Origin of the sequence: Microbacterium sp. LRZ72 (genome assembly GCF_033792225.1) — a bacterium.
Lineage (GTDB): Bacteria > Actinomycetota > Actinomycetes > Actinomycetales > Microbacteriaceae > Microbacterium.
This window is the reverse complement of sequence record NZ_JANGEX010000001.1, coordinates 98,398-120,600: the sequence shown is the minus strand read 5'-3', so window position 1 is coordinate 120,600 and position 22,203 is coordinate 98,398. Positions and strand designations below refer to the sequence as shown.

Genomic DNA, 22,203 nt, shown 5'->3' with positions numbered 1-22,203 from the left:
GCCTACACTGGCCCACGTCAGGAGGGACGACGACGGCATGGTCTTGGTCACGCACGAGGGCGGTGCCGGCACCGCGATGCTCGGTCGCGCGATCGACGCGCTGGCCGGGCGCACCCTCACGATCCTGACCGGCGCCGGCGTCTCGACCGACTCGGGCATCCCCGACTACCGGGGCAAGGGCACGCCCACACGCTCCCCCATGACCGCCCAGCAGTTCCTCGGCGACGCCGCAGCCCGCCGGCGGTACTGGGTCGGCAGCCACCTGGGGTGGAAGGCGTTCTCGAGCGCGCAGCCGAACGACGGGCACCGGGCCATCGCTCGGCTCGAGGACAGTGGCCTGGCGACCGGCGTGATCACCCAGAACGTGGACGGCCTGCACGTGCGTGCGGGCAGTGCGCGCGTCGTCGAGCTGCACGGCACGATGCGGCGGGTCTTCTGCACGCACTGCGGGCAGGTGTTCGATCGGCGCGATGTCGCGGAGCGGATCGAGACGCAGAACCCCTGGGTGGCGCTGCCCGAGAACGTGCCGCTCGGTCCCGACGGCGACGTTCTGCCCGGGAGCACCGACGAGTTCATCGTCCCCGAGTGCAGCGTGTGCGGGGGGATGCTCAAGCCCGATGTCGTCTTCTTCGGCGAGTACATCCCGCCGGAGCGGTTCCGCGAAGCGGAGCAGCTGGTCCAGGCGAGTCAGGGCCTGCTCATCGCGGGGTCGTCGCTGGTGGTCAATTCCGGCATCCGCCTCGTCGAGCGGGCGCGGCGCAAGCGCCAGCCCGTCGTGATCGTCAATCGCGGCCAGACGCGCGCCGACGGCAAAGCCGACGTCAAGGTCGATGCGGGCACGAGCGAGGTGCTGCGCGCCCTCGCCTCCGCGCTGCCCGCACTGCGCTGACGAGCGGGGCGGTTAGGCTCGTCGGGTGCTGCTGACCCTCATCCGACACGGCCAGACCGACTGGAACCTCGCCCGCCGCATCCAGGGCGAGACCGACATCCCGCTGAACGACACGGGACGCGAGCAGGCTCGCCAGGCCGCCCGCGTGCTGGCCGAGACGATGCCGGATGCCGGCGGAGCCGTCGTCGTGGCGAGCGACCTCTCGCGTGCGGCCGAGACCGCCCACATCCTGGCCGCCGAACTCGGCGCCCCCGCCCCCGCGGCTTTCTATCCCGAGCTGCGCGAGCGCCGCTACGGCGAGGCCGAGGGCGGGTACATCGATGAGGTCACCGCGCGCTACGGCGACGACGGGCGCGACAGCGTTCCCGGCGTCGAGACGCGTGCGCGACTGCGCGTGCGGGCCGTCGCGGCGCTGGAACTGGTCGCGGCATCGCATGCCGCCGCGGCCGGTCCGGTGATCGCCGTGTCGCACGGCGGTGTGATCTCCGAGCTCGTGCGGCATGCCAGCGACGACGCCTTCCCCCGCCCCGGCGAGAGGATCGCGAACGGCTCCGCGTACGTCTTCGAGATCGAGGATGGCGGCATCCGCCTGCAGGAATACGCGGGCGTGCTCGTCTGAGGAGCGCTTCAGCCGGCGAGGAAGTCGGTGATGGCGGCGGCCGCCGCGGCGGGTGTCTCGTAGTGAATGAGATGCCCCACGTCGGGGATCTCGACGAGGCGGGCGTCGTCGAACATCGTGGCGAGCCGGCGCTGGGCGGCGAGCGGGGTGATGTCATCGCGCTCGGCCGCGATCAGCAGGGTCGGCTGCGGGATGTGCGCGGCGAACTCGCTCACGTCGTGCGACACCGACGTCACGAAGGCCTCGCGGAGCACGTCGCGGTCCGCGAAGTCCGAGAAGTAGCGGTCGTGCTGATCGTGCACGAACGCGCGCACCTCTCGGTCGCGCGTCTTGGCCATCGACACGCTCATCACCCGCACGATGGCGCGGTTGCGCAGCAGCGCCTCGCCCAGGCGCCGTGGCAGACGCGCACCGGCCGCGTAGTAGAGCACGGCGCCGCGGGTGAGCACGCCGCGGGGGCCTTCGAGAGCCGGCGCCCCGATCGGGTTCACGAGGATCACCCGCGGGGTGGGCAGCCCTCGGGACACCGCGGCGGCGACGACGATCGAGCCGAACGAATGCCCGAGCATGACAGCGCCCGGCGCCACGGCGGCGACGAAGCGCGTGAGCCACTCGGCGTACGACGGCAGATCGTGCGACCCCGCGGTTCGTGGTGGTGTCCGGCCGAAGCCGGGCAGATCGGGCATCACGACGCGCACCCCGGGCAGGTGTGCGACGACGGGCTCGAGCCCGTGATGATCGCCCCGGAACCCGTGGACGGCGACGATCGTGGTGTCGGCGCCGGCGGGCCCGTACTCCCACCAGACCGCCCGGTCGTCGCCGATCGTGCGCTCATGCCGGCTCACCGGGATCCGAGAGAGCGCCTCGGCGTACGGATGCGGTGCGGTCACCCGACGATTCTACGGATGCGGGCGGGGGCCACCGGTGCGCCTGCCACACGGTGTCGGAGGCCGCACCTACTCTGACGATCATGGAACGACCCGCGTGGTGCACAAGGCTCGGCGTCTTCGATCTCGAGACCACGGGGGTCGACGTGGCCCACGACCGTATCGTCACGGCACATGTCGGCGTGCTCGACGGCGACGGTGCGATCGTGCGGCAGTGGTCCTGGCTGGCCGACCCGCAGATCGACATTCCCGACGGCGCAACCGCGGTCCACGGCATCTCGACCGCCCACGCACGCGCCCACGGCCGCCCCGCATCCCTCGTCGTCGGCGAGGTGCTCGATCGGCTGCGCGAGGTCTTCGCCGAGCAGATCCCCGTCGTCGCCTACAACGCGCCCTACGACTTCTCCTTACTCAAGCACGAGGCGATGCGGCACGGGCTGGCCCCGATCATGACGCCGTCGCCCGTGATCGACCCCCTCGTCGTCGACAAGCGCCTGGATCGCTTCCGCCGCGGCAAGCGCACCCTCGACGCGGTCGCCGCCCACTACGACGTGCTGCTCGAGGCCGCGCACACCGCGTCGGCCGATGCGATCGCGGCAGGCCGTGTCGCGCAGGCGCTCGGTGGGCGATTCGCCGACGTGCTCCCGTCGACCTGCGAGGAGCTGCACACGCACCAGATCGGGTGGGCACGCGCACAGGCCGAGAGTCTCACCGAGTACTTCGTACGAATCGGGCGGATCGACGCGGCCGATCCGATCGACGGCACCTGGCCGATCCGCTGAGCAGCCCGGGAGCAGCGCCGATAGCGCACCCACCGACGACGAAGGCCCCGCCGGAGCGGGGCCTTCGAAACGGCGAATGCTACTTGGCGCCGAAGTTCTTGAAGCGCTGGTTGAACTTCTCGACCCGACCGGCGGAGTCCATGATGCGCTGCTTGCCCGTGTAGAACGGGTGCGATGCCGACGAGATCTCGACGTCGATGACGGGGTACTCGACGCCGTCCAGCTCGACCGTCTTCGCGCTCGACACGGTCGAGCGGGTGAGGTACGTCTCACCGGACGCGAGGTCGCGGAACACGACGGGACGGTACTCGGGGTGGATGTCAGTCTTCATGGCGATCCTTGCGCGGTCTGCGGGTGGCGGAGAAAGTCTGCGGTGCTCTGGCACCAAGGGTCGACTCTACCATGTCCGTACCGCACGCCGTGGAGTCGTGTCAGCGCGCCCGAGCCGCGAAGCGCCCCTCGGATTCCTCCAGCCGGATCGGCAGGCCGAACGCGGCGGTCAGGTTCTCGCTCGTCAGGGTCTCGGCGATCGGACCGGCCTCGACCACGGCCCCGTCGCGCAGCAGCAGGACGTGCGTGAACCCCGGGGGGATCTCCTCCACGTGATGAGTCACCATCACCATGGCAGGCGTGGTGGGAGCCTGGGCGTACCCGCCGAGAAGGGTCACGAGTTCCTCGCGTGCCCCCAGGTCGAGACTCGCGGTGGGCTCATCCAGGAGCAGCAGCTCGGGATCGGTCATCACCGCCCGCGCGATCTGCACCCGCTTCTGCTCTCCGTCGGAGAGGGTGCCGAATGTGCGATCAGCGAGGTCGTCGAGCTTCCACTCGGCCAGCACACGCAGCGCGCGGCGCTCGTCGATGTCCTCATAGTCCTCGCGCCAGCGGCCCGTGACGGAGTACGCCGCCGTCAGCACCGCGTCCAGCACGGACTCGTCGGCCGGGATGCGGCGCGCGAGCGACGAGGACGCGAAGCCGATCCGGGGTCGCAGCTCGAAGACGTCGGTGCGCCCCAGCCGCTCGCCGAGCACGTGGATCTCTCCGGCCGAGGGATGCAGCAGGGTGTCGGCCAGCTGAAGGACAGTGGTCTTGCCGGCCCCGTTCGGTCCGAGCACTACCCAGCGTTCATCGTCCTGCACGCTCCAGGTGAAGCTGTCGACGATATTACGACCGTCGCGGCGCACGACGACATCTTGAAAGTCCAGAACGCGGGCCATGACGCCAGCATATCGTCTGGCACTGTCCCCCCGGGACGAGACGACACCGTCCCTCCGGGACGGCACGGGGCGCGCCCTCGGGCGTCAGGAACCCGATGCCACCTGCGCGTACAGACGCTCGGTCTGGGCCGCGATGCTTCCCCAGCTGAACTGCTCCGCGGCGCGCGCGCGGCCGGCGCGGCCGTACTCACGTGCGCGATCCGGATCCGCCGTGACCTCGGCGAGGGCGCGCGCCAGATCCGCGACGAAACGATCCGGGTCGCGTGGCGTCCCCGTGCCGTCCTGCAGCTGGTCGATCGGCACGAGACGACCCGTCACGCCGTCGTCCACGACCTCGGGGATGCCGCCCGTGGCGGTTCCGACGACGGCGGCGCCGCACGCCATCGCCTCGAGGTTCACGATGCCGAGCGGCTCGTACACCGAGGGGCAGACGAAGGCGGTCGCGGCGCTCAGGAGCACCCTCAGCTCCTCCCGGGACAGCACGCGATCGTGCCACACGACCCCACCGCGGGTCTGCTGCAGGGTGCGGACACCGGCTTCGACCTCGGACATGATCTGCGGGGTGTCGGGTGCCCCCGCGCACAGGATCACCTGCACGTCGGCGGGCAGCTGCTCGACGGCGCGCAGCAGGTAGGGCAGGCCCTTCTGACGCGTGATGCGGCCGACGAACACGATCGAGGGACGCGAGGAGTCGACACCGAGCGAAGCGAGCAGGTCGGCGTCCTCCAGGGGCGCCCATGCCTCGGTGTCGATGCCGTTGTAGATCACGTGCACCTTTTCCGGGTCCAGGCCCGGATAGCAGCGCAGGATGTCGGCGCGCATGCCGCCGCTGACCGCGATGACGGCGGCGGCGGATTCGTATGCCGATCGCTCGATCCAGCTCGACACCGCATATCCGCCGCCCAGCTGCTCCGCCTTCCAAGGACGAAGCGGCTCCAGGCTGTGTGCCGAGACTATGTGCGGGATGCCGTGGAGCATGCCCGCCATCTGCCCGGCGAAGTTCGCGTACCAGGTGTGGGAGTGCACGACGTCGGCCCCGGCGACGTCCTCGACGATCGCCAGGTCGACGCCGAGCGTCTGCACCGCCGCGTTGGCGGAAGCCAGCTCCGCGGGAACGGCGTAACCCGTGGTCCCCGCCTCGCTCCGCGGCTCGCCGAAGGCGTGGACCCGCACCTCGATGCGCTCGCGGAGCGCCCGCACCAGCTCCGTCACGTGCACTCCGGCGCCGCCGTAGATCGCCGGCGGATACTCCTTCGTCACGATGTCAACGCGCATGGATCAACGCTAGTCCCCACCCGGCATCCGGCATAGTGTGGGGTCATGCCAGCCACGCCCAAGGTCCTCGGAATCATCCTCGCGGGGGGTGAGGGCAAGCGGCTCATGCCTCTCACGGCAGATCGTGCCAAACCGGCCGTGCCGTTCGGCGGGCAGTACCGTCTGATCGATTTCGCGATCTCGAACCTGATCAATTCGGGGCTGCAGCAGCTGGTCGTGCTGACCCAGTACAAGTCCCACAGCCTGGACCGGCACATCTCACAGACATGGCGCCTCTCACCCATGCTCGGTGCCTACGTCGCCTCGGTGCCGGCGCAGCAGCGTCTCGGCAAGCGCTGGTTCTCCGGTTCGGCCGATGCGATCCTGCAGAGCCTGAACCTGATCAACGATGAGAAGCCCGACATCGTGGTGGTCATCGGCGCCGACCACGTCTACCGCATGGACTTCACGCAGATGCTCGACGCCCACCTCGACTCCGGCGCGCGAGCCACGGTCGCCGGCATCCGCCAGCCGATCTCGCTGGCCGATCAGTTCGGTGTCATCGACGTGGATCCCGAGGACCCCACCCGCATCCGCGACTTCCTCGAGAAGCCCACCGACCCCACCGGTCTCGCCGACGCTCCTCACGAGGTGCTTGCATCGATGGGCAACTACATCTTCGACGCGGACGCCCTCATCGAGGCGGTCGAGGCGGACGGTCAGGTCGCCACGTCGAACCACGACATGGGCGGCGACATCGTGCCGTACTTCGTCGAGCGGGGCGAGGCCGGTGTCTACGATATGAAGCGCAACGATCTGCCCGGCGCCACCGACCGCGATCGGGCGTACTGGCGTGACGTGGGCACGATCGATTCGTTCTTCGACGCGCACATGGACCTGATCTCGACGCTGCCCGTGTTCAACCTCTACAACATGGACTGGCCGATCCACTCGCAGGCGATCAACTCGCCGCCCGCGAAGTTCGTGCGGGACTCGGTGGGCCGGATCGGGAACGCGATCGACTCGATCGTCTCCCTCGGCTCGGTGCTCTCCGGCACCCACCTCGAGCGCAGCGTCGTCGGCCCGTGGACGCTCGCCGGCGGCGGATCGACGATCACGGACTCCGTGCTGTTCGACTACGTGCACGTCGGTCCCGGCGCCCGCATCCACCGCGCCATCCTCGACAAGGGGGTGGTGCTCGACGCCGGCGCCACCATCGGCGTCGACCGCGAGCGGGACCTGGCCCGGGGCTTCACGGTGACGGACTCGGGCATCACGGTCGTCGGCAAGAACGTCCGCGTCGACGTCTAGCGACCGGGCTCGGCGGATCCCACGCAGGCGGGCGGCTAGCCTCGGAGAGTGATCACCGAACGACCGCGCCTGCTCGTCGTGCTCGACGCCGACTCCACCCTCATCCGCAACGAGGTCATCGAGCTTCTCGCCGATGAAGCCGGCCGGGGACCCGAGGTGACCGCCGCGACCGAAGCGGCGATGCGCGGCGAGGTCGATTTCGCCGCGAGCCTGCGCTCGCGGGTGCGGGCGCTCGAGGGCGTCCCGGTGTCGGCGATCGAGCGGGTGATCGCGCGGGTGGAGCCCACACCGGGCGTCGACCGGCTCATCGCCGCGGCGCATGAACGCGGCGGGATCGTCGCCGTGGTCTCGGGCGGCTTCCACGAGATCCTCGACACCGTCGCCCCCGGACTGGGCGTCGACCGCTGGCGGGCGAACCGCCTGTCCCAGCGCGACGGTGCGCTGACGGGGCAGGTCGACGGCGAGATCGTGGATGCCGCGGGCAAGGCGCGCGCGCTGCGCGCCTGGGCGGACGAGTACGGCGTTCCCCTCGCCCGCACCATCGCGATCGGCGACGGCGCGAACGATCTCGAGATGATGGGCGTCGCCGGGCTCGGACTCGCCTTCAACGCCAAGCCGACGGTGCGCGCACAGGCCGACCTGGTGATCGGCCGCGTCGACCTGGCCGAGGTGATCCCCCTTCTGCCCGCATAGGCCGCAGGTAGGCTGGTCCGGTTCGACCCCAGAGCACCCGGGAGCAGCATGACCTCAGCACGTGTCGTCCTCGTCACCGGCGGGAACCGCGGCATCGGCCGCGCGATCGCCGAACGATTCATCGCGCAGGGCGACAGCGTCGCCGTCACCGCGCGATCGGGCTCGGGACCGGAGGGCGCCCTCACCGTGCACGCCGACGTCACGGATCCCGAGAGCCTCGACCGTGCGTTCGCCGAGGTCGAGGCCGAGCTCGGCGCGGTCACCGTCGTCGTCGCCAACGCCGGCATCACGCGCGACACGCTGCTGCTGCGCATGAAGGACGAGGACTTCGACGATGTCGTCGACACCAACCTGGGTGGGGCGTTCCGCGTCGTCAAGCGCGCGACGAAGGGCATGATGAAGGCCCGGTGGGGCCGGGTGGTCCTGGTCTCGAGTGTCGTGGGGCTGATGGGTTCCGCCGGCCAGGTCAACTACGCGGCATCCAAGAGCGGCCTGGTCGGGATGGCGCGGTCGATCACCCGGGAGCTGGCCGGGCGCGGAATCACCGCGAACGTCGTCGCCCCGGGTTTCATCGAGACCGACATGACGGCCGCATTGCCCGAGCAGACGCAGAACGACTACCGCAGCAGCGTCCCGGCGGGGCGCTTCGCGTCGCCCGACGAGGTCGCCGGCGTCGTCGCGTGGCTGGCGTCGGACGATGCGGCCTACATCAGCGGCGCCGTGATCCCGGTCGACGGCGGCCTGGGCATGGGGCACTGACCACGACGCGCCACAGCGTCGCCACATTGACACCGGACCTGCGGCACTGGGATTCTGGCCTTCTTCCCGCATGAGAGGACGTGCCCGTGAGCACTGAAAACCCCGGCAGCTCGACGCCGCAGAACCCGACTTCCGGCGGCTATCCCCCGCCGCCGCCCGCAGCGACGGGCCCGGCAGCCCCCACCACGAACACCCTGTCGATCGTCGCGCTCGTCGCCGGTCTCGTCGGACTGTTCATCCTGCCGTTCATCGGATCGATCGTGGCCGTCATCACGGGACACATGTCGCTCGGGCAGATCAAGCGCACCGGTGAGCAGGGCCGCGGTCTCGCCCTTGCCGGCACGATCATGGGCTGGGTCGGAATCGGGCTCGCCATCCTGGGCGTCATCCTCGTGCTCGCCCTGCTGCCGGCGTTCCTGACGATGGCCTCGACATCGGGGTCGATGTCCTGATCCGACGGGTCTCCCCTCCGGAGTGCGGCGTACTCTGGAGGTACCGTGAGAACCTCGTCGTCACACCTGTCATCCACGTCTCTGCCGCGAGCGCCGCAGGACGAGGCGGCGTCGCGTCTGCGCAAGTACACGATCACGATGGGCATCCGCATCGTCTGCTTCCTGCTGATGGCCTTCGTGACGCCGTACGGCTGGTGGACGTGGGTGTTCGCCGCGGGCGCGATCCTGCTGCCCTACGTCGCCGTCGTGCTCGCCAACGTCGGCAGCGACGCGCGAGAGGTGAGCGCCGAACCGCCCGGACGCGCCCTCACCGCTCCGGAGGCCCCCGCACCCGCGGACGCCTCCGAGCCGGTGCGCGTGATCCAGGTGGTCGAGACGCCTCGTCGCTCATCGGATCCGACGTCGTGACGGCCGCGGAGCCGTGCTCGCGGGCAGGATGCCGGGAGCCGGCGCACTGGCAGGTGCAGTGGCGCAACCCGCGCATCCACGGCCCGGAACGACGCAAGGTGTGGCTGGCATGCCCTGCCCACGTCGAGTATCTGCGCGACTATCTCGCAGCGCGGGACTTTCCCGTCGCGGTCGAGCCTTTCGGCGATGAAGCGGGGGCCGCCCCGCAGGAGGCCCCCTCGTGAGCCGGCGCGCGCGCAGCATGCAGAGCCTCCCGACCGCGGGCCGGTGGAGCGTGTACATCGCCCTGGCCGTGCTGTTCGCCGTCGCCTGCGCCTTCCTGGCGCACTGGCAGTTCGAGCGCAACGAAGAACGCGCCGCACAGCTCGCCCTGGTCGAGACCAACTACGACGCCGAGCCGATCGCGTGGGAGCAGGCGCTGGCCCAGGGACGCTTCGATCCGGCCCAGGAGTGGCTCCCAGTGGTCATGACGGGTCGCTACCTCGAAGCCGACCAGCTCGTCGTGCGCAACCGGCCCCACGGCGGCACGAGCGCGTTCGAGGTGCTCACTCCCCTGCTCACCGACGAGGGCGGCATCGTGATCGTGGACCGCGGGTGGGTGCGGCCCGCCGACGAAGGCACCGGCCCCGCAGCCATCCCCGCCCCGCCCTCCGGCGAGGTCACCGTCGTGGCGCGTCTGCGGCCGAGCGAGCCGCTCCCGACGTCAGGGCGCAGTGCGCCCGAGGGGCAGGTGCCCACCATCCACCTGCCCGTCGTCGCCACGCAGACGGGCGATGAGACGATCACCTCCGCCTACGGCATCCTCGTGTCGGAGGACCCTGCTCCCGCCGATGCGCCGCAGCCGCTGGAGGCGCCGACGGCCGATCCGGGACCGCACCTGTCGTACGCGATCCAGTGGATCCTGTTCGCCGTCATGGGCTTCATCTTCATCTTCTACGTCATCCGCACCGAGACGCGACACCGTCACGAAGACGACGAGGACACGTCCGCCCCGGGCCGACGCGACCGGGACGCCGACGACGAGGATGCGATTCTCGACGCCGCCGGCCCGCGGCGCTGAGCGAGCGTCAGGCGAGCGCGATGAGGTCCGCGTACTCGCGGTTCCAGATGTCCTCGACGCCGTCGGGAAGGATCAGCACACGCTCTGGGTTCAGCGCTTCGACGGCGCCCTCATCGTGCGAGACGAGCACGACGGCGCCCTCGTAGTGCGACAGGGCCCCGAGGATCTCTTCGCGAGAGGCCGGATCGAGGTTGTTCGTCGGCTCGTCGAGCAGCAGCATGTTCGCGCTCGAGACGACGAGAGTCGCCAGCGACAGCCGCGTCTTCTCCCCCCCGGAGAGGACACCCGCGGGTTTGAGCACATCGTCTCCCGTGAACAGGAACGACCCGAGCACCTTGCGCGCCTCGGTCGCCGTGATGTCGGGCGCGGCGGACATCATGTTCTCGAGCACACTGCGCTCCACGTCGAGATTCTCGTGCTCCTGGGCGTAGTAGCCGATCTTCAGGCCATGCCCGGGTTCGAGCTGTCCCGTGTCCGGCTTGTCCACGCCCGCAAGCATCCGCAGGAGCGTGGTCTTGCCCGCGCCGTTGAGCCCCAGCACGACGACCTTCGACCCGCGGTCGATGGCCAGGTCCACGTCGGTGAAGATCTCCAGTGACCCGTACGACTTCGACAGGCCCGAGGCCATCAACGGCGTCTTGCCGCAGGGCGCGGGTTTGGGGAACCGCAGCTTGGCGACGCGCTCTTCCTGCCGCACCTCGTCGAGCCCGGACAGCATCTTCTCGGCGCGCGCGACCATCTGGTGCGCGGCAGCCGCCTTCGACGCCTTCGCACCGAATCGGGCCGCCTGGTTCTGCAGAGCGCTGGCCTTCTTCTCGACGTTGACGCGCTCCTTCTTGCGGCGCTCCTCGTCGGCCACGCGCTGGCGCTGGTAGTTCTTCCAGCTCATGTTGTAGATGTCGATCACCTGGCGCGTCGCGTCCAGGTAGAACACGCGGTTCACCGTCTCGCCGACGAGCTCCACGTCGTGGCTGATCACGACGAGGCCGCCCCGGTAAGCGCCGAGGAACTCGCGCAGCCACACGACGCTGTCGGCGTCGAGGTGGTTGGTGGGCTCGTCGAGGATCATCGTCTCGGCATCCGAGAACAGGATGCGGGCGAGTTCGATACGGCGCCGCTGCCCGCCCGAGAGCGTGCGCAGGGGCTGATCCAGGATGCGATCCGGCAGCGACAGGTTGTGCGCGATGGCCGCCGCCTCCGCTTCGGCCGAGTAGCCGCCGAGCGTCTCGAACCGCTCCATCAACTGCCCGAAGCGGCGCATCGCGCGGTCGGCCGTCTTCGCGTCCGGATCCCCCATCGCCTCGGTGGCCCGCTGCATCTCCAGGGCGAGATGGCCCAGGCCCCGTGCGTCGAGGATGCGCGTGCGCGCCAGCTCGTCGGGGTCGCCGGCACGGGGGTCCTGCGGGAGGTAGCCCAGCTCACCGCTGCGGTCCACACGCCCGTCCGCCGGTGGGATGTCGCCCGAGAGCACTTTGGTGAGCGTGGTCTTGCCGGCGCCGTTGCGTCCGACCAGGCCGATCTTGTCGCCGGGGCCGACACGGAAGGAGACCCCGGACATGAGCATGCGCGCGCCCACGCGGATCTCGAGGTCGTGCACGGCAAGCACAGCGGATATCCGTTCTGTCGGTGGGTGGGAGACAAAGAGGCTTGAAGGCCAGCCCCCTAGTATAAGTCGGGAGCGGTCCGCGTTCTCCGCGGACAGCCCTCGCCTGTTCGACGCCGAAGGAGCCCCATGTCGTCCCTCGCCGCACCATCCTCGTCGCCGTCGCCCCGCCGCGTGCTGGTCGATGTCCTCTCCCGGCCGTCTTCCCGCGCTCGCGCGCTCGCCACCGATGCGGCTCTCGTCGCCGCCGGCGTCGCCGTCGTCGCGCTGCTCGCGAAGGTGTCGTTCTTCATCGGCCCTGTCCCGATCACGGGACAGACCCTCGGCGTCATCCTCGTGGGCGCTGCGCTCGGGTCCGCGCGCGGCGCGGCGAGCCTGACCTCGTACATGCTGCTGGGGCTCGCGGGCCTGCCCATCTTCGCCGGGCCGATCGCCGGACCGGCCTACGTGCTCTCGCCCTCGTTCGGCTTCATCCTCGGCTTCATCCCCGCGGCGTTCCTCGCGGGTTGGTTCGCCGAGCGCGCCTGGGACCGCCGACCGGTGCTGGCCTTCGTCGGCTTCGTCACCGCGAGCATCGTGCCGTTCCTCGTCGGCGTGCCGTACATGGCCCTCATTCTGGCCACGGTGGTCGGCTCCGAGATCACGTTCGGGTCGGTGATGGCCGCCGGTGTGCTGCCCTTCATCCCCGGCGGCATCCTCAAGGCCGCCGTGGCGGCCCTGCTGATCCCGCTCGTCTGGCGCGGCGTGCACGCCCTCGACACGCGTCGCTGACCGGGCCGGACGCCGCTCAACGACCCTTCAGGTGAGGGTGCCGATGCGCTCCACGGCCTCACGGAGCACATCGGGCGAGCACCCGATGTTGATGCGCACGTGCCCGCGTCCCTCCTCGCCGAAGGCGGGGCCGGGGTTCAGGGCGACGCGCGCGTCCCGCAGGATGCGCGCCGACGGGTTGTCGCCCCATCCGGCGGCGCGCAGGTCGACCCAGGCGAGGAAGCCGGCATCCGGCATGCGGTAGACCGCGCCGGGGAGGTGACGCTGCAGAAGATCCGCGAGCAGGCGTCGGTTCTGGTCGATCGTGGCGAGCAGCCCGTCGAGCCAGGCATCGCTGGCCGGGTCGAACGCCGCGACGGCCGCCATCGCGCCGAACAGTCCTGTGCGCCACTCCACCTCGGCGGGCATTCCGCGCACGGTCTTGGCGCGTTCTGGATCGGCCGTCACCATCAGTGCGCACTTCAGTCCGGCGAGGTTGAACGCCTTGCTGGCGCTGACGACGGCGAACCCGACCCTCGCGGCAGCGTCCGAGGCGGTGAGGAACGGCACGAACCCGGCGCCCGGCTGCGTCAGCGGCGCGTGGATCTCGTCGCTGACGACGTACGCCCCGTGCTTCTCCGCGATCTGCGCCAGTCCCGCGAGCGACTCACGGGAGTGCACGGTGCCCGTCGGATTGTGGGGACTGCACAGCAGCACCGCACGGGCCCCGGCGGCCAAGGCACGGTCGATGCCCTCAAGGTCGAGCGTGTGCCCCTCCGAGCCGCGCAGCAGGGGCACCCGCTCGACGATCGCGCCCGCCTCGGGCACCGCGTCGTAGAAGGGCGGGTACACGGGCGGGGTGATCACGACACGGTCGCCGGGGGCGACGACGCGTCGCAGCACCTCGACGACGCCCATGACGACGTCACCCGTCGACCGCACCTGCGCCGGGTCGACCTCCCACCCGAAACGGCGGCGGGCGAAGCCGGCGAACCCCTCCCGCAGACCGGGCTCGGGCGGTGTGTAGCCGGTGTCACCGAGCGCTACGGCCTGTTCGAGGCGGCGCGTGATGGCCGGCGCGAGGGCGAAATCCGTCTCGGCCACGAACAGCGGCAGCACGTCGTCGGGGTACACCCGCCACTTGGTGCTCGAGCGTTCGCGCAGGCGTTCGAGAGGGAGGGCTTCGAGGGGCTGTGCGTCGACAGGCAGTGCAGTCACGCCCCGAGCCTACCGACCTGCGTCAGATGGCGAATCCCAGCGCGCGCATCATCTCGCGGCCGTCGTCGGTGATGCGCTCGGGCCCCCACGGCGGCATCCACACCCAGTTGATGCGGAAGCGATCCACCACATCGTCGAGCGACTGTGCCGTCTGCTCCTCGAGCACGTCGGTCAGCGGGCAGCCCGCACTCGTGAGGGTCATGTGGATCACCAGGGCGTCGTTCTCGTCGTCCCAGGAGAGGTCGTAGATCAGGCCGAGGTCGACGACGTTGATCCCCAATTCGGGGTCCATCACGTCCTTCAGCGCTTCGGTGACCTCGTCGAACTTCTGCGGATTGAGCGTCGCGGTCATGGCAGAAGCCTACGCCTGTACGCCCGCGGTGGGCTCGATGAATCGGTCGTAACCCTCATCCTCGAGACGGTCGGCAAGCTCCGAGCCGCCCTCTTCGACGATCTTGCCGGCGATCATGACGTGGACGAAGTCCGGCTTGATGTAGCGCAGGATGCGGGTGTAATGCGTGATCAGCAGCACGCCGAGGTCGCTCTCGGCCTTGGCGCGGTTGACGCCCTCCGAGACCACCTTGAGCGCGTCGACGTCGAGGCCGGAGTCGGTCTCGTCAAGCACCGCGATCCGCGGCTTGAGCAGTTCGAGCTGAAGGATCTCGTGACGCTTCTTCTCGCCCCCCGAGAAGCCCTCGTTGACGTTGCGCTCGGCGAACTTGGGATCCATGCGCAGATCGGTCATCGCCCCGCGCACGTCCTTGATCCACGTGCGGATGCCGGGGGCCTCGCCGTCGAGGGCGGTCTTGGCGGTGCGCAGGAAGTTGCTCACCGTGACGCCGGGGATCTCGACCGGGTACTGCATCGCGAGGAAGAGCCCGGCGCGGGCACGCTCGTCGACGGTCATCTCGAGGACGTCTTCGCCGTCCAGCGTGATCGAGCCGGAGGTGACGGTGTACTTGGGGTGACCCGCGATCGTGTACGCCAGGGTCGACTTGCCGGAGCCGTTGGGACCCATGATCGCGTGCGTCTCGCCCGTGCGGATCGTGAGGGTGACGCCGTTGAGGATCGGCGAGGGCCCCGCCTCGGTGCTGACGGTGACGTGGAGGTCGCGGATTTCGAGGACAGACATAAGGAGGTTCCTAACGGTCAGACGGCGAGAGTGGCGTCGGGGTCGATGAGCACGTCATCGCCGTCGATCTGAACGGTGTACACCGGAACGGGCTCGTACGCCGGGAGGTTGAGGGGCTTGCCGGTGCGCAGCGAGAAGGCGGAGCCGTGCGCCCAGCATTCGAGGGTGTCGCCTTCGACGAAGCCGTCCGAGAGCGAGATGTCGCCGTGCGTGCAGGTGTCGCCGATGGCATGCACGACGCCCTCGGCATCCTTGACGACCGCGATCGGCACGCCGCCCAGTTCGACACGCATGGCGGTGTCCTGTTCGAGTTCGCTCAGCGCGCAGGCACGCTGCAGGGTCATTCGCCCTCTCCCTCCGCCAACTCGGCCTCGATCAGTTCGAAGAGTTCTGCTTCGAGGGAGGGGATGCCGATCTTCTGGACGATCTCGGCGAGGAAGCCGACGACGACGAGCCGGCGGGCCTCATCCTCGGGAATGCCCCGCGCCTGCAGGTAGAACAGCTGCTCGTCGTCGAAGCGCCCGGTCGCGCTCGCGTGCCCGGCGCCGGCGATGTCGCCGGTCTCGATCTCGAGGTTGGGGATGGAGTCCGCCCGAGCGCCCTCGGTGAGCACCAGGTTGCGGTTGGCCTCGTACGAGTCGGTTCCGACCGCGTCGGCTCCGATCAGCACGTCGCCGATCCAGACGGTGCGGGCACCCACGCCCTGCAGTGCGCTCTTGTAGAGAACCTCGCCGCGGGTGTGCGGGCCCTTGTGGTGCAGAAAGACCTGACTCTCGAGGTGCTGCGGCGCGTCGGCGAACGACACCCCGTACAGCTCGCCCTGCGCGCCGGCGCCGGCCAGTTCGACCGACGGATCGACCCGCACGACGCCGCCACCGAAGGTGACGACCGTGTGGCGCAGGAAGGCGTCGCGCTCGACGCGCGCCTGGTGGGATGCCGCATGCACGGCGGTGTCGTCCCAGCCCTGCACCGAGACGACGTCGAGCTTCGCGCCGTCACGGACAATGATCTCGACGTTCTGGGCGAAGCGGGCCGCGCCGCTGTGGCGCAGCACGACGGTCGCGCGCGAGTTGACGCCGGCCTCGACGACGACGTGGGCGTGCGCGAGCAGGTCGGCGCCACCGCCCGTGAACTCGACGAGGATCGGCTCGTCGTACTCGGCGTCCGCGGGCACCGCGATGTAGAGCGCTTCGGCCGCGCGGGCCCAGGCGATCGCGGCGGGCAGGTCCTCGGGAACGAAGACCTCACCGCGAGGGGCGGTTCCGATCGCGAGGCCCGCACCGGCGACGGGCCCGGTGACCGAGACGCTCACGGCGCCTTCGTCACCGGCGGCGTCGTCGAGCAACGGGGCGAGCTGGGTCAGCGGCGTGTGCTTCCAGTTCACCTCGCGACCGGTCGGTTTCCCGAAGTCGGACGGGGTGTAGGAGCGCGGGCGCTGCGATCGGGTCTGCACCGGAACGAAGGGCGCAGCATTCTGCCCCCATCCTCCGTCGGCGTGCGGCTCGGATCCGGGCACGGGGCGGGGGGTGGTTGTCGTGGTCATCTAGCCGACGGATCCTTCCATGCCCATCTCGATGAGCTTGTTGAGCTCGAGTGCGTATTCCATCGGCAGCTCGCGGGCGATCGGCTCGATGAAGCCGCGCACGATCATGGCCATCGCCTCGTCCTCGGGCAGACCGCGCGACTGCAGGTAGAACAGCTGCTCCTCGCTGACCTTCGAGACCGTCGCCTCGTGGCCGAGCTGCACGTCGTCCACGCGGATGTCGATGGCGGGGTAGGTGTCGCTGCGCGAGATGGTGTCGACCAGCAGGGCGTCGCACCGCACGGTGTTGGCCGAGTGGTGGGCCTGCGGCTCCACACGCACCTCGCCGCGATAGCCCGCTCGCCCGCCGCCGCGCGCGATCGACTTCGACACGATCGACGACTGGGTGTACGGCGCCATGTGCACCATCTTCGCGCCGGCATCCTGGTGCTGACCCGGGCCGGCGAAGGCGACCGACAGGGTCTCGCCCTTCGCGTGCTCGCCCATCAGATAGATCGAGGGGTACTTCATCGTCACCTTGGAGCCGATGTTGCCGTCGACCCACTCCATCGTCGCGCTCTCGTGGGCCACAGCCCGCTTGGTGACGAGGTTGTAGACGTTGTTCGACCAGTTCTGGATCGTCGTGTACCGCACGCGGGCGTTCTTCTTCACGACGATCTCGACGACGGCGGAGTGCAGCGAGTCGCTCTTGTAGATCGGGGCGGTGCAGCCCTCGATGTAGTGCACGTAGCTGCCTTCGTCGGCGATGATCAGCGTGCGCTCGAACTGCCCCATGTTCTCGGTGTTGATCCGGAAGTAGGCCTGCAGCGGGATGTCGACGTGCACGCCCTTCGGCACATACACGAACGATCCGCCCGACCACACGGCCGTGTTCAGCGCGGCGAACTTGTTGTCGCCGGAGGGGATCACGGTGCCGAAGTACTCCTCGAAGAACTCGGGGTGCTCGCGCAGCGCCGTGTCGGTGTCCATGAAGATGACGCCCTGGGCCTCGAGGTCCTCGCGGATCTGGTGGTAGACGACCTCGGACTCGTACTGGGCAGCCACGCCCGACACGAGGCGCTGACGCTCGGCCTCGGGGATGCCGAGCTTCTCGTACGTGTTGCGGATGTCCTCGGGGAGGTCCTCCCACGTCTGCGCCTGCTTCTCCGTCGACCGCACGAAGTACTTGATGTTGTCGAAGTCGATCTCGGAGAGGTCGGCTCCCCACGTGGGCATCGGCTTGCGGCCGAACAGCTTGAGGGCCTTCAGACGGCGCTCCAGCATCCATTCGGGTTCCTGCTTGAGAGCCGAGATGTCGCGCACGACGGCTTCGTTGAGGCCACGCTTGGCGATGGACCCGGCGGCATCCTCGTCATGCCAGCCGAACTCGTACTCCCCCAGGCTCTTGAGCTCGGGTCGGTCGATCAGTACCTCGGTCATGTCACACTCTCCTCTCGAGCCTCAACGGTGTCATCCGCCCCGGTATTCCGTCCTCACCCGGGCGCGTGGGCGAGGCGTCATGCCGTCGGTGGGCCCTCTCAGAGGCGCTGGTGTTCGCGCCTACACTGGTTGCGGCACGTGTCATTCATTCGCGCGCGCACTGCAACCCCTCGAATTCTACAGGTACGGCTCCGGCCGCCGGGCCGGTCCGCCCGAGCGACGAGCGTCCTCGCCAGGAGGCGACCCCGCATGCCCGACTCCCCCGCCGTCAGCGACGCGCCCGGCCTCGCCCAGCGACTGTGGCGGATGCTGCCGGAGCACGTCGACCGCCGCGTCATCGCCGCCGTGTGGGCGACGTTCGTCGTGCAGGTCGCGATCGTCGGCACGGGCGGCCTGGTGCGTCTGACCGCCTCGGGGCTCGGATGCCCCACCTGGCCGCGCTGCACCGACGAGTCCTTCGTGAACACCCCGGAGATGGGCGTGCACGGCGTCATCGAGTTCGGCAACCGGCTGCTCACCTTCGTGCTCGTCGCCGTCGCGATCGTGACGTTCGTGCTGGTGCTGCGAATGCGCCGCGAACGCCGTGACCTCTTCTGGCTCGCCCTGCTGATCGGCCTCTACGTGCCGCTGCAGGCCGTGATCGGCGGCATCACCGTCCTGACGCAGCTCAATCCCTATGTCGTGGGGCTGCACTACTTCGCGTCGGTCGTGCTCGTCGCGCTCGCCGCCGCACTGGTGTACCGCGCGTACACGGGACCGGGTGCACGCGTGCGCGCCGTGCCGGGGTGGTATGCGGGCCTCGCGCATCTGACGAGCGCCGCCGTGCTCGTGACGGTCGTCGTCGGCATCCTGGTCACCGGCTCGGGCCCGCACGCGGGCGACGCGGGAGCGGCACGCAACGACCTCGATCCCGAGCTGATGCAGCACCTGCACTCGTGGCCGGCGTACGTCACGCTCGCACTGACCGTGGCGCTGCTCGTCACAGGATGGCGGCTGCGGCGACCGCTGCGCTTCTGGGTCGGGATGCTGCTCGCGGTCGAGGTGCTGCAGATCGCCATCGGCCTGTGGCAGGCTCGGACCGGCCTGCCCATCGTCCTCGTGAACATCCACATGGTCCTCGCCGTGCTGCTGGTGGGTGCGATGACGGCCGTCGTACTCAATCTGAAGCAGCCGGAGGAATCCACAGCCCACGCATAGGCAACGGATAGTCTGTGCTCGCCACGGAGCGCCAGAGTCGGTACCCCAGGCACCACAACGAACGGGAGAACCATGACCATCCGCCCCCGCCTGAGCCGCAGCATCCCCTTCTGGATCCTGCTCGTCGGCTCCGCCCTCGCCACCGCGCTCGGCGCATGGTTCACGTTCGACACGCTCGGCACCATGTCGACCACGCTGCTGGATGGGACGGCCACCGGCGTCGACGTCTATGTCGGGCAGGTCTGGGCCGTCTTCGGCGCGATCCTGCTCGCATCGGGTCTGATCGGCTTCGCCCTGGCCCTCACCCTCGGCGCGGCATCGACGCTGCTGCGCCCCACGGTCGCAGCGCTCACGGATGCCGAGCCCGAGGCCGTGAGCGTTCCCGACCAGCGCGCCGAGACCTCGGCGCTCGAGACGTCCGACGCGCGGGACGACGAGCCCGCCGAGCAGGAGCAGCCCCTCACGCACGACGAGCCCGCGATCCAGGACGGCACGACCGGCGCCACGCCGACGCGCGAGACAGACACCCGCTGACGCGGCTGCTCGATGCGCCGCGGCCGCAGCTGCGCATCGAGCGTCGGAGATGAGATCGGGGTCGGAACTCCTCTTGGGGGGAGGTTCCGACCCCCGACTCATGCCCGACGCCCGTCGCACGTCACGGTGCACGCCCCACGGTGCACGCCACGATGCACGCCCCACGGTGCACGCGGATGCCGACAGGCGTGGCGCGGCAGTGGGTCAGGACGCCCGGTGCCGACCCGCGGCGACGGCACGTGCGATCACGTCCTGGACGGCCGGCCAGTCGTCGATCACCTGCTCGTACGACAGCCGGATGACGTGGTAGCCGGCGGCGAGGAGCGCCGCGTGGTGGGCGATGTCGCGCGTGCGCTGCGCACCCACGTGGTGTCCCCCGTCGATCTGCACCACCAGGCGCTCCCCGATGAGGAAGTCGACCCGGTGGCCGAGCAGCCATACCTGCGGGATGATGCGCACACGCAGCCACCGCAGCCGCACGCAGAAGAGCGTCTCGAGCCCTGAGTCGGAGAAGGGCGTGGCGGTATCGAGAAGCTCGCGGGCGGGCGCCTTCAGCGGCAGCGCGGCGAGCTGTGCGCGATCGACGAGGCCGGCGTTCAGGGCGGACTCCCACACCACGAGTGCACGCTCGCGGGGCTGGCACGAGGCGACGAGCGCGAGCACGTTCTCGATCGGGTCCTCGAGGTCGTCCGGATGCCGGGGCACGAGCGGTGCGGACCAGTGCACGATCGCGTCGGCCGACCTGGCCCCGCGGGAATGGCGCCCCGCCGCGACATGCGGGCATTCCTCGCCCAGGACCCACAGCCCCCGACGGCGAGCCTGCGTGAGGCAGGACAGCACCACGCCGTGGCGCGCCGCCGATACCCGCTCTACGTCGGCGTCGGGGAGCGCGACCCAGACGCGGCGCACGCGCTGGAGCAGACCGGCATCCACGGCCTCGGCGATGCGCCGGGGTGAGTGTCCGGTGTGACGCAGCGTCATCGCCCGCGCGACGCCGCCGCGGCGCCGCACCTCGGCGAGCAGTCGGGCGGTCGCGGGTCCCGCAGATGGCAACGGCTCCATGCGCCGATCTTGACGCGCGTCCCGAAGAAGCGGCCCGCGGCATCCGACCTCTTGGGGACTCATCCGGAGTTGCGGGGCGGGGCAGGACGACTCAAGCGCGTCGAGCGTCGGAGATGCACCGGACGTCGGATGAGAGCCCGCGGATGCGTCCGACGCTCGACGCATCGCCGACGCCGGACGCGGCGGCCCACGCGCGACCGACCGACGCCGGGCTCAGCTTTGCCACCGGGGCACGGGCGCACCCGGCTGTGTCAGAAGGGCAGCAGCGGGTCGACCGCGATGGCCACGAACAGCAGCGTGAGATAGGTGATGGATGCGTGGAAGACACGCATCGGCGCCGGCTCGGTGCCGCGGACGGCACGGTTGTAGAGCCGGTGGGACTCGTAGATGAACCAGCCTCCGAAGACGAGCGCCGAGGCCGTGTAGACCAGGCCCATCCCCGCGACGGGGATCAGCAGCAGCGAGCACGCCACGGTCGCCCAGGCATAGAGGATGACCTGCAGCCCCACCTGCGCGCCCGAGCGAGTCGCCCCGAGCATGGGCACGTGCACCTCGTCGTACTGGGCCTTGTACTTCATCGACAGCGGCCAGTAGTGCGGCGGCGTCCAGAGGAACACCAGCGCGAAGAGGATGAAGGGCGTCCACGACAGCGAGCCCGTCACCGCGGACCAGCCGATCAGCACCGGGAAGCATCCGGCGATCCCACCCCAGACGATGTTCTGCTCGGTGCGCCGCTTCAGGATCATCGTGTAGATGACGACATAGAAGAAGATCGCCCCCGCCGAGAGCGCGGCCGCGAGGATGTTCGCCGTCGCCGCGAGCCAGAGGGTCGAGAACACGGCGAGAGTCCACGCGAACACGAGCGCACCGCGTGGCGACACCTCGCCCGTCACGAGCGGCCGATTCTCGGTGCGCTGCATGTGCGCGTCGATGTCGCGGTCGAGGTACATGTTGAACGCGGCCGCCGAGCCCGCACTCAACGAGCCGCCGATGACGGTGGCGAGCACGAGGCCGAGGTGCGGCATCCCGCCCTGGGCGAGGATCATGACCGGAACGGTCGTCACCAGCAGAAGCTCGAGCACGCGCGGCTTGGTGAGCGCGACGTAGGCGCGCACCGTACGGCCGACGGAACGCGGACGAACGGATGCGGGTGCCTGAGGCGCCGTCGAGATGTCCATCGCCCCCCAGTCGTCCCGCATGACAGATCCGCCCCTCAGTCTATGCCAACGCCGGGGGTGGCACGCGCGGCGTCGACGCCGTGCCGAACAGCAGACGGATGCGGCTCTCGGGGTGGCCCGCACGGGCCCCTTCGCTATGCTGAAAATGCACGCGCGCCCTCGCGCCGAAACCCCGCACCCCCGCTGACGCGGTGAGCGAGCGCGGACTCGCGACGGGCGCTCCCCACAAACGACGAAGG

26 protein-coding genes are annotated in these 22,203 nt (G+C 69.9%); 13 read left to right on the top strand and 13 right to left on the bottom strand.

Features of this window, described 5'->3' with window-relative positions:
- Positions 1 to 37 precede the first annotated feature (37 nt).
- Both M4I32_RS00550 and M4I32_RS00545 read left to right on the top strand, forming a co-directional pair.
- Positions 38 to 889: a Sir2 family NAD-dependent protein deacetylase gene (locus M4I32_RS00550; RefSeq protein ID WP_319032542.1), complete on the top strand. Its 852-nt coding sequence runs from the start codon at positions 38 to 40 to the stop codon at positions 887 to 889.
- 25 nt (positions 890 to 914) lie between these two features.
- Positions 915 to 1,508 (top strand): histidine phosphatase family protein, encoded by a 594-nt coding sequence (locus M4I32_RS00545; protein ID WP_319032541.1) that lies wholly within the window; start codon positions 915 to 917, stop codon positions 1,506 to 1,508.
- An 8-nt stretch (positions 1,509 to 1,516) separates the two neighbouring features.
- Here M4I32_RS00545 and M4I32_RS00540 read toward each other — a convergent pair whose 3' ends face one another.
- Positions 1,517 to 2,398: an alpha/beta hydrolase gene (locus M4I32_RS00540; RefSeq protein ID WP_319032540.1), complete on the bottom strand. Its 882-nt coding sequence runs from the start codon at positions 2,396 to 2,398 to the stop codon at positions 1,517 to 1,519.
- An 80-nt stretch (positions 2,399 to 2,478) separates the two neighbouring features.
- Here M4I32_RS00540 and M4I32_RS00535 point away from each other — a divergent pair, with 80 nt between their 5' ends.
- Positions 2,479 to 3,177: an exonuclease domain-containing protein gene (locus M4I32_RS00535; protein ID WP_319032539.1), complete on the top strand. Its 699-nt coding sequence runs from the start codon at positions 2,479 to 2,481 to the stop codon at positions 3,175 to 3,177.
- A 79-nt stretch (positions 3,178 to 3,256) separates the two neighbouring features.
- Here M4I32_RS00535 and M4I32_RS00530 read toward each other — a convergent pair whose 3' ends face one another.
- The 3 genes from M4I32_RS00530 to glgA all read right to left on the bottom strand — a co-directional run bounded on the left by M4I32_RS00530 (position 3,257) and on the right by glgA (position 5,666).
- Complete coding sequence (locus M4I32_RS00530) at positions 3,257 to 3,508, bottom strand: type B 50S ribosomal protein L31 (RefSeq protein WP_319032538.1); 252 nt, start codon at positions 3,506 to 3,508, stop codon at positions 3,257 to 3,259.
- Positions 3,509 to 3,608: 100 nt separating this feature from the next.
- The gene (locus M4I32_RS00525) at positions 3,609 to 4,391 is read right to left on the bottom strand and encodes an ABC transporter ATP-binding protein (protein ID WP_319032537.1); all 783 of its coding nucleotides are present in this window, start codon (positions 4,389 to 4,391) and stop codon (positions 3,609 to 3,611) included.
- Between the two features lie 84 nt (positions 4,392 to 4,475).
- Entirely contained in the window at positions 4,476 to 5,666 is a 1,191-nt protein-coding gene (glgA, locus tag M4I32_RS00520; protein ID WP_319032536.1) for a glycogen synthase, read from the bottom strand.
- 45 nt (positions 5,667 to 5,711) lie between these two features.
- Between glgA and M4I32_RS00515 the strand changes: the two genes are divergently transcribed.
- The 7 genes from M4I32_RS00515 (at position 5,712) to M4I32_RS00485 (ending at position 10,328) form a co-directional block, all read left to right on the top strand.
- Positions 5,712 to 6,956 (top strand): glucose-1-phosphate adenylyltransferase, encoded by a 1,245-nt coding sequence (locus tag M4I32_RS00515; RefSeq protein ID WP_319032535.1) that lies wholly within the window; start codon positions 5,712 to 5,714, stop codon positions 6,954 to 6,956.
- Between the two features lie 48 nt (positions 6,957 to 7,004).
- Complete coding sequence (gene serB, locus M4I32_RS00510) at positions 7,005 to 7,649, top strand: phosphoserine phosphatase SerB (protein WP_319032534.1); 645 nt, start codon at positions 7,005 to 7,007, stop codon at positions 7,647 to 7,649.
- Positions 7,650 to 7,697: 48 nt separating this feature from the next.
- A complete protein-coding gene (gene fabG / locus M4I32_RS00505) occupies positions 7,698 to 8,408 on the top strand; it encodes a 3-oxoacyl-ACP reductase FabG (protein WP_319032533.1) in 711 nt (236 codons plus the stop codon).
- 86 nt (positions 8,409 to 8,494) lie between these two features.
- Positions 8,495 to 8,860: a DUF4190 domain-containing protein gene (locus tag M4I32_RS00500; RefSeq protein WP_319032532.1), complete on the top strand. Its 366-nt coding sequence runs from the start codon at positions 8,495 to 8,497 to the stop codon at positions 8,858 to 8,860.
- Positions 8,861 to 8,905: 45 nt separating this feature from the next.
- A complete protein-coding gene (locus M4I32_RS00495; protein ID WP_319032531.1) occupies positions 8,906 to 9,268 on the top strand; it encodes a DUF3099 domain-containing protein in 363 nt (120 codons plus the stop codon).
- Positions 9,265 to 9,492, top strand: a complete 228-nt coding sequence (locus M4I32_RS00490; protein WP_319032530.1) for a hypothetical protein — start codon at positions 9,265 to 9,267, stop codon at positions 9,490 to 9,492. The genes M4I32_RS00495 and M4I32_RS00490 overlap by 4 nt, the downstream gene beginning before the upstream one ends.
- A 17-nt stretch (positions 9,493 to 9,509) precedes the next feature.
- Positions 9,510 to 10,328 (top strand): SURF1 family protein, encoded by an 819-nt coding sequence (locus tag M4I32_RS00485; protein ID WP_413466767.1) that lies wholly within the window; start codon positions 9,510 to 9,512, stop codon positions 10,326 to 10,328.
- A gap of 7 nt (positions 10,329 to 10,335) precedes the next feature.
- Here the strand turns inward: M4I32_RS00485 and M4I32_RS00480 are convergent, their stop codons facing one another.
- The gene (locus tag M4I32_RS00480) at positions 10,336 to 11,934 is read right to left on the bottom strand and encodes an ABC-F family ATP-binding cassette domain-containing protein (RefSeq protein WP_319032528.1); all 1,599 of its coding nucleotides are present in this window, start codon (positions 11,932 to 11,934) and stop codon (positions 10,336 to 10,338) included.
- Between the two features lie 126 nt (positions 11,935 to 12,060).
- On the opposite strand from M4I32_RS00480, the gene M4I32_RS00475 reads away from it, so the two are divergent.
- On the top strand, positions 12,061 to 12,702 hold the full coding sequence (locus M4I32_RS00475; protein ID WP_319032527.1) for a biotin transporter BioY: 642 nt from the start codon (positions 12,061 to 12,063) through the stop codon (positions 12,700 to 12,702).
- A 27-nt stretch (positions 12,703 to 12,729) separates the two neighbouring features.
- Here the strand turns inward: M4I32_RS00475 and M4I32_RS00470 are convergent, their stop codons facing one another.
- The 6 genes from M4I32_RS00470 to sufB are packed head-to-tail and all read right to left on the bottom strand — an operon-like array spanning position 12,730 to position 17,993.
- The gene (locus M4I32_RS00470) at positions 12,730 to 13,899 is read right to left on the bottom strand and encodes a MalY/PatB family protein (protein ID WP_319032526.1); all 1,170 of its coding nucleotides are present in this window, start codon (positions 13,897 to 13,899) and stop codon (positions 12,730 to 12,732) included.
- A gap of 22 nt (positions 13,900 to 13,921) precedes the next feature.
- On the bottom strand, positions 13,922 to 14,251 hold the full coding sequence (locus M4I32_RS00465; RefSeq protein ID WP_319032525.1) for a metal-sulfur cluster assembly factor: 330 nt from the start codon (positions 14,249 to 14,251) through the stop codon (positions 13,922 to 13,924).
- A 9-nt stretch (positions 14,252 to 14,260) separates the two neighbouring features.
- Positions 14,261 to 15,031 carry a Fe-S cluster assembly ATPase SufC gene (gene sufC / locus M4I32_RS00460; RefSeq protein WP_319032524.1) on the bottom strand — a complete coding sequence of 257 codons (771 nt, stop codon included), beginning with the start codon at positions 15,029 to 15,031 and terminating at the stop codon, positions 14,261 to 14,263.
- A gap of 17 nt (positions 15,032 to 15,048) precedes the next feature.
- Entirely contained in the window at positions 15,049 to 15,375 is a 327-nt protein-coding gene (locus tag M4I32_RS00455) for a non-heme iron oxygenase ferredoxin subunit (protein WP_319032523.1), read from the bottom strand.
- The gene (gene sufD / locus M4I32_RS00450; protein ID WP_319032522.1) at positions 15,372 to 16,574 is read right to left on the bottom strand and encodes a Fe-S cluster assembly protein SufD; all 1,203 of its coding nucleotides are present in this window, start codon (positions 16,572 to 16,574) and stop codon (positions 15,372 to 15,374) included. Before sufD ends, M4I32_RS00455 begins: the two co-directional genes overlap by 4 nt.
- Positions 16,575 to 17,993, bottom strand: a complete 1,419-nt coding sequence (gene sufB / locus M4I32_RS00445; RefSeq protein WP_319032521.1) for a Fe-S cluster assembly protein SufB — start codon at positions 17,991 to 17,993, stop codon at positions 16,575 to 16,577. It abuts the gene before it with no gap.
- 249 nt (positions 17,994 to 18,242) lie between these two features.
- On the opposite strand from sufB, the gene M4I32_RS00440 reads away from it, so the two are divergent.
- Complete coding sequence (locus tag M4I32_RS00440) at positions 18,243 to 19,190, top strand: COX15/CtaA family protein (protein WP_319032520.1); 948 nt, start codon at positions 18,243 to 18,245, stop codon at positions 19,188 to 19,190.
- A gap of 72 nt (positions 19,191 to 19,262) precedes the next feature.
- Complete coding sequence (locus M4I32_RS00435; RefSeq protein WP_319032519.1) at positions 19,263 to 19,724, top strand: dinucleotide-utilizing enzyme; 462 nt, start codon at positions 19,263 to 19,265, stop codon at positions 19,722 to 19,724.
- Between the two features lie 204 nt (positions 19,725 to 19,928).
- Here the strand turns inward: M4I32_RS00435 and M4I32_RS00430 are convergent, their stop codons facing one another.
- A complete protein-coding gene (locus M4I32_RS00430; RefSeq protein ID WP_319032518.1) occupies positions 19,929 to 20,786 on the bottom strand; it encodes a type IV toxin-antitoxin system AbiEi family antitoxin domain-containing protein in 858 nt (285 codons plus the stop codon).
- Positions 20,787 to 21,037: 251 nt separating this feature from the next.
- Positions 21,038 to 21,958, bottom strand: coding sequence for a heme o synthase (locus M4I32_RS00425; RefSeq protein WP_413466766.1), 921 nt, complete (start codon positions 21,956 to 21,958; stop codon positions 21,038 to 21,040).
- Positions 21,959 to 22,203: the final 245 nt, after the last annotated feature.

Bases quoted from the DNA above. Each gene is read 5' to 3' on its own strand.
- M4I32_RS00550 (WP_319032542.1), top strand. From the start codon at position 38: ATGGTCTTGGTCACGCACGAGGGCGGTGCCGGCACCGCGATGCTCGGT.
- M4I32_RS00535 (WP_319032539.1), top strand. From the start codon at position 2,479: ATGGAACGACCCGCGTGGTGCACAAGGCTCGGCGTCTTCGATCTCGAG.
- M4I32_RS00530 (WP_319032538.1), bottom strand. From the start codon at position 3,508: ATGAAGACTGACATCCACCCCGAGTACCGTCCCGTCGTGTTCCGCGAC.
- M4I32_RS00525 (WP_319032537.1), bottom strand. From the start codon at position 4,391: ATGGCCCGCGTTCTGGACTTTCAAGATGTCGTCGTGCGCCGCGACGGT.
- glgA (WP_319032536.1), bottom strand. From the start codon at position 5,666: ATGCGCGTTGACATCGTGACGAAGGAGTATCCGCCGGCGATCTACGGC.
- M4I32_RS00515 (WP_319032535.1), top strand. From the start codon at position 5,712: ATGCCAGCCACGCCCAAGGTCCTCGGAATCATCCTCGCGGGGGGTGAG.
- fabG (WP_319032533.1), top strand. From the start codon at position 7,698: ATGACCTCAGCACGTGTCGTCCTCGTCACCGGCGGGAACCGCGGCATC.
- M4I32_RS00485 (WP_413466767.1), top strand. From the start codon at position 9,510: ATGCAGAGCCTCCCGACCGCGGGCCGGTGGAGCGTGTACATCGCCCTG.
- M4I32_RS00475 (WP_319032527.1), top strand. From the start codon at position 12,061: ATGTCGTCCCTCGCCGCACCATCCTCGTCGCCGTCGCCCCGCCGCGTG.
- M4I32_RS00465 (WP_319032525.1), bottom strand. From the start codon at position 14,251: ATGACCGCGACGCTCAATCCGCAGAAGTTCGACGAGGTCACCGAAGCG.
- sufC (WP_319032524.1), bottom strand. From the start codon at position 15,031: ATGTCTGTCCTCGAAATCCGCGACCTCCACGTCACCGTCAGCACCGAG.
- M4I32_RS00455 (WP_319032523.1), bottom strand. From the start codon at position 15,375: ATGACCCTGCAGCGTGCCTGCGCGCTGAGCGAACTCGAACAGGACACC.
- sufD (WP_319032522.1), bottom strand. From the start codon at position 16,574: ATGACCACGACAACCACCCCCCGCCCCGTGCCCGGATCCGAGCCGCAC.
- sufB (WP_319032521.1), bottom strand. From the start codon at position 17,993: ATGACCGAGGTACTGATCGACCGACCCGAGCTCAAGAGCCTGGGGGAG.
- M4I32_RS00440 (WP_319032520.1), top strand. From the start codon at position 18,243: ATGCCCGACTCCCCCGCCGTCAGCGACGCGCCCGGCCTCGCCCAGCGA.
- M4I32_RS00435 (WP_319032519.1), top strand. From the start codon at position 19,263: ATGACCATCCGCCCCCGCCTGAGCCGCAGCATCCCCTTCTGGATCCTG.
- M4I32_RS00430 (WP_319032518.1), bottom strand. From the start codon at position 20,786: ATGGAGCCGTTGCCATCTGCGGGACCCGCGACCGCCCGACTGCTCGCC.